Raw genomic sequence first — 5,057 nt, forward strand, 5'->3', positions numbered from 1 at the left:
CTCTTAAAGTTAAAGAGTATAAGAATCGTGTCCTAACAAAGTTAGCAACTCCAGATACTATCTGCTTAGAAAAATTGAAATCTTTTGTAGCTGATACCATCATTGGTGGTAATGAAAACATAAGTTCTGTCTGTTTTCAAATCCGAAAGATTTTCGATGTATTTTCCCACAATATAAATTCTATTCTTGTAAGGGGGCATTGAATCGCCGTCAGCCGGAAACTCCCTGAACTTACCGCTTTTAAGAAAGGTAATGATATGGTCTCCAGACCTTCTATGTATTCCGGATCGCCATAACCATTTAAGTATCCCATTGAAGCTTTTTGGGGAATAATCTCAATTTCATTGTTTCCATCACTATCAACCCTAATAGGCAGAACGATTCCTATTATTAGGAAGTTCCATGATCTCATCGATAGAAAATTTGCTGACATTGATGGTCAGAAGTAAATCGATTGAAGAGCCTCCAAGATATATTTATTATGATTGGGGCAAAGATTATGACAAGAGAAAAAGAGGTAGTGGTAAAAACAAAGCTAGTGTAAACTAGCGTATAATTACCATATTTTTTTCTTACTGGATAAATTGTATCCAAACTTACCGAATTAATTCCATTTCATATTCAATTTTAACTCTTTAACTTTTAAATAAAGCTAAAAGCGTCTGTTAACATATGATTGCTTTCGAGGAGCCACGAATGATCAACCAGATTTGGTTGACCATCGGGCACAATAGGAAAAAGTGGTTAACTTTTTTGGGCAGTCTACCAGTGAAGCTTTCCTTTCATTTCTTCTTCAGATCTTTATCAATCTGCTTTTCTGCATTTTCTGCTTTCTTTTCCTGAGCGCGTTTCTCTTTTCGCTGTTGAGAGCGGGATTTTCTCTCTGCGCGTTTTTCTTCCCGGATAACTTTGTTGGATCTGGTATTATATAAGGCTTCTACAATACCTTGACCGGTCTTGCTGAAGATTTTGATTTTCGGTTTCTCGTGTGTTCCGGTCACAACAATCGGGAATCCGATCCAGCCACCTGGTGGCAAACCAACCCTTATCCGGAAATCCAACAACCCATTGAAACTCGTGGTTCCGCTAATCGTAGGTCGAAGAATAGAAACTTTGAAGGTAAAAGGCTCCACATGGATCAAATTGTTGTTGATGCTCGTCTTGATATCCACTCCTTTCATATCCGGATCATCAAAGGCATTTGCACCGATATTGTCGCCAACTGCGGAAAGCATCTTTAGGTTTTTGACTTCTACGTCTCTCAGATTCACATTGCCGCCACCTTCCAATGACGGATATATAGGTTTCATATTGCTGTCAAAATCGCCTTTCAGTTTGTAATCGAGAGATACAATTCCTTTCACTTCTTTCGCTGCAGTTGCCATTTCACGCACCATATCAATCTCTTTGTAAGCTCTCTGGACATCGAAGTTATCGACCTTCAAAGCCACATCATAATTAGCGGTAGTCGGAGATTCATTCTGGTATCTTGCATCGATTCCCATTCGGCTTCCGATGATATCAAATGTTGTATTTTTAAGATAGATCTCACCTTTTGTAACCGAAGCCAGTCCTGCAAGGTTATTCAATCCAAGTCCTTTGAATTCGACTTTTTCCGCATTAGCTTCCAAAGAAACATCCAGATTGGTTGGGACGATCACAACACCGCTGCTTTTCGGATGTTCCTCTTTCGCATAAGTTACTGCAAGAGATTTGTCTGTGTTATCGCCTTCTTTCAGCGCCATAAATTCATCCACCAAAATATAATTGGATTTCAAATGGAATCTGCCGTGCAAAGTTCCTTTTCTTTCGATGAAATAATTGATGGTATTAAGTAAATATCCATTGAGTGAATAATCGGATTTTCCATAGTTACCATAGAATTTTCTGAACCACATTTTCTCATTCTCAAATTCGAAATTACCTTCTTTAATGAAAAATGATTTCGGAAGATATTCTGTTGTGGCCTTGATATTTTTTAAGATTAAGTTTCCTCTGTTATCGAGTTTGCTGTATTGTCCTGTCGTGGCATAACTTTGTCGTCCATTCAAGGATAGATCTGCCATTATCAATCCGCTGACATCAAATCCTTCTTTAGCAAAAACTTTATAGATTCTGCCGACGTTCAAAACACCTTTCGCTCTTACTTTGTAAAGAACATCTTCGAAATCCTGCAAATCTGCATTCACAAAAACCGGATTGCCTTCAAAATCAAATTTGAAAGGATCGAGCTTGACGCCCAGACTTTTGAAAGTCCCATCGGTATTATGAATATTCGCTAAAATATTGATATTTTTGATTGGATTCGGATAGTAATTGGTCTTCAGCCAGCCATTTTTCAGATAGAAATAACCTTTTGTTTTCGGAAATAATTTTTTATCCAGACTGAAAATTCCGTTTGATACGATATCCGTATTCATAAGACCTTTCAGTTCAATATCTTTCAAACCAAGCGCAGAATCCAGAGTGGCCAAGTCAACAGCGCCTTTGATATTGGCGTTGATCTTCATTTCGTTCAATCCCTGAGTTTTTACAACTGCTCGGAAATTGTTGTTTTTTCCTAAATCAAAACTCAAAGTTCTCAAATCGAGTAGAAGTTTCTCGGTATCTAACGAAGGTAAACCGACATTCAAATCCATATTCAGATTGTTCATCGGAACTGGTGCGTTGCTGTTGGAAACGAAACCATTACTAATCTTCAAGCTTGCTCTTAAATCAGGTTTCAGATCTTTAGGTTCACTGAATCGACCTTTCAAACTGAAAAACAGATCACTGTTTCCTTCGATTTTCGTGTCTTTTACCCAAGACAAATATTGAGGCGGAAGAACGGACAACATATCTTTGATCGTTGTTTTCTCCGAAGCGGCATTAATATTAAGATTGTATCCATCTTTCAGAATACTCACAAATCCTGTGAATTTCAAAGGAAGTTCATTGATTCTCAATTCATTTTTTCTCAGCACAAACGTTAATGCATTAGTATTGATTCTTGTTATCAAATCGGCATGCAGTGATTTTTGCTGGGCATACCAGATTCTATTGAGTGCAAAATCAAGCTTGTCAATTTCGAGATCGGTCTTGAGATCAAAAATATCTTCGCTCAATCCGCCTTTTCCTGTATAATTAATGCCTTTTGCATTGACCAAAACATTGGCTGCGTGGTCATTGTATTTGATATTCCAGTTTTTCAGTTTGATTAGATCCAATTTGACGGAAGCGCCAGCTTCGGTCGTATCTTTTGGTTTTTCAGACGGTTTGGAAACATAAACGTTATAATTAGCTTCCCCTTTTGAATTAACAAAAACATTGGCTGTAGCATCATTCACGTATATTTCATCGATTTTAACTTCTCTATCAAAAATCAGATTTTTAAGATTGATTCCAACTGCAACTTCTCTAGCTGCAAGCAATGTATCTTGTTCAAAAGGTTTGGAACCTTTCAATATAAAATCATCTACAGAAACCGTGAGAGAAGGGAAATGACGAAAAAAAGTAAGATGTGTTTTCTTGTAATCCAATTCTCCGGCCAGATGTTTATTCGCAAAGATCTTAACCTGCTGAGAAATAGTTCCTGGAAATAAAATAGGGATAATAAACATTAGAAATAGGATAGAAGCGATTCCAATTCCCAGCCATTTCAGAATTTTAATTACAATTGATTTTACATTTCCCGCGGTCATAATATTAAATTTTTCTGATTAATTCAAAGATTATGCTAAAATAATCTACTAAACTATTTTAAAAATTACCACTTGTATCGCTTTTTTTCCAACTCCCTAGTTTTGCTGCATTCAGAATCAATTGGTTCAACATCAATTATCGAAAATATTAAAAGCAATAGCTAATTATAAAAGTACAGATTAAAAATCCGCGCTAACGGGGAGTATATAACGGTTGCAAGAAAGATAAAAGTACTGAAAGTGGTTTTTTGGAGGTATCACTAACACAGATGCAAGAATATGAAGCTTGATCTGTCATTTTTTTCAAAAGTAGTTCCGTCTCCATAGTCTTTTCTCCATACATTTTCTGGATTTCCTCTTCCGTACATTTCATAAATTACAGATGCGCATTTATAATATTCTGCAAATCAACTGTAAGTATCCCTAAAAACTAGACAAATTATAACCCTAAAATTATTAATCAAAAACAATTAATTTTAGGATATGGGAACGAGCAAATTCACAGACAGCCAGATTTTGGCGATTCTAAAAGAGTATGAGTCGGGACAAACAGCCAAGGAATTGTCTCGAAAATATGGGTTCCACTACCAAACATTACACGATTGGAAAAAGAAATTCGGTGGGATTAATTCCACAAGAGAACTGCAAAAAATCAAAGAATTAGAATCGGAGAACAACCGCCTGAAGAAGATGTTTGCCAATTTGAGTTTGGAGCATGAAGCCTTGAAAGATGTTCTTTCAAAAAAGTGGTAAAGCCTGTCAAAAAGCGAGAAATTGTAGAATATATGGTTCAGGAACATTCATTGAACATCAGACAGGCGTGTTATTGTGCGAGTTTGGAGCGGAGCAGTTTTTACTATCATCCCAAAAGAAAAGAGGATTCAGATCTAGTCGATTGTTTGAATGACCTTTCTGAGAAACATCCGAGTTATGGATTCAAGAAAATGTTTCACAGCCTTCGTAATCAAGGATTTGTTTGGAATCACAAAAAAGTATATAGAGTTTACAAAAAAATTGGTCTCAACTTAATGAGAAAACGCAGAAGGAGATTGGCTTCAAGGGAACGTCAAAATTTGGAAGTTCCTGAAAAATATAATGAAGTTTGGAGTATTGATTTTATGAGTGATGCGCTTTTCAATTCGAGAAGATTTAGAACATTGAACATTATTGATGATTACAACAGAGAAGCTATTTGGATCGAGATCGGACTTTCCATTGGAGCAATGCATATAACGGATTTATTAGAATGGATTGTAAAAGAAAGAGGAAAACCAAAATCAATAAGAACAGATAATGGTCCGGAGTTTACAAGCAGTGTTTTCATGGAGTTGCTAACTTTGTTAGGACACGATTCTTATACTCTTTAACTTTAAGAGT

4 protein-coding genes are annotated in these 5,057 nt (G+C 36.3%); 3 read left to right on the top strand and 1 reads right to left on the bottom strand.

Annotation, left to right across the window (positions count from 1 at the left end; all coding sequences use genetic code 11):
- A partial coding sequence (locus RTX21_RS17980; RefSeq protein ID WP_312769927.1) for a hypothetical protein occupies positions 1-203 on the top strand: 203 nt, incomplete at its 5' end.
- A 579-nt stretch (positions 204-782) separates the two neighbouring features.
- On the opposite strand, the gene RTX21_RS17985 is transcribed toward RTX21_RS17980, so the two are convergent.
- Positions 783-3,680 (bottom strand): AsmA-like C-terminal region-containing protein, encoded by a 2,898-nt coding sequence (locus RTX21_RS17985; protein ID WP_312769929.1) that lies wholly within the window; start codon positions 3,678-3,680, stop codon positions 783-785.
- 483 nt (positions 3,681-4,163) lie between these two features.
- Between RTX21_RS17985 and RTX21_RS17990 the strand changes: the two genes are divergently transcribed.
- Together RTX21_RS17990 and RTX21_RS17995 are read left to right on the top strand one after the other, a co-directional pair.
- On the top strand, positions 4,164-4,433 hold the full coding sequence (locus RTX21_RS17990; RefSeq protein ID WP_312769932.1) for a transposase: 270 nt from the start codon (positions 4,164-4,166) through the stop codon (positions 4,431-4,433).
- Positions 4,427-5,047 carry a DDE-type integrase/transposase/recombinase gene (locus RTX21_RS17995; protein ID WP_312769934.1) on the top strand — a complete coding sequence of 207 codons (621 nt, stop codon included), beginning with the start codon at positions 4,427-4,429 and terminating at the stop codon, positions 5,045-5,047. Before RTX21_RS17990 ends, RTX21_RS17995 begins: the two co-directional genes overlap by 7 nt.
- Positions 5,048-5,057 lie beyond the last annotated feature (10 nt).

It is taken from the genome of Epilithonimonas sp., assembly GCF_032054305.1.
In the GTDB taxonomy this organism is placed as follows: Bacteria; Bacteroidota; Bacteroidia; order Flavobacteriales; family Weeksellaceae; genus Epilithonimonas.

What these genes read in the sequence shown, in the direction of transcription:
- RTX21_RS17985 (WP_312769929.1), bottom strand. Translation starts at nt 3,680, where the DNA reads ATGACCGCGGGAAATGTAAAATCAATTGTAATTAAAATTCTGAAATGG.
- RTX21_RS17990 (WP_312769932.1), top strand. Translation starts at nt 4,164, where the DNA reads ATGGGAACGAGCAAATTCACAGACAGCCAGATTTTGGCGATTCTAAAA.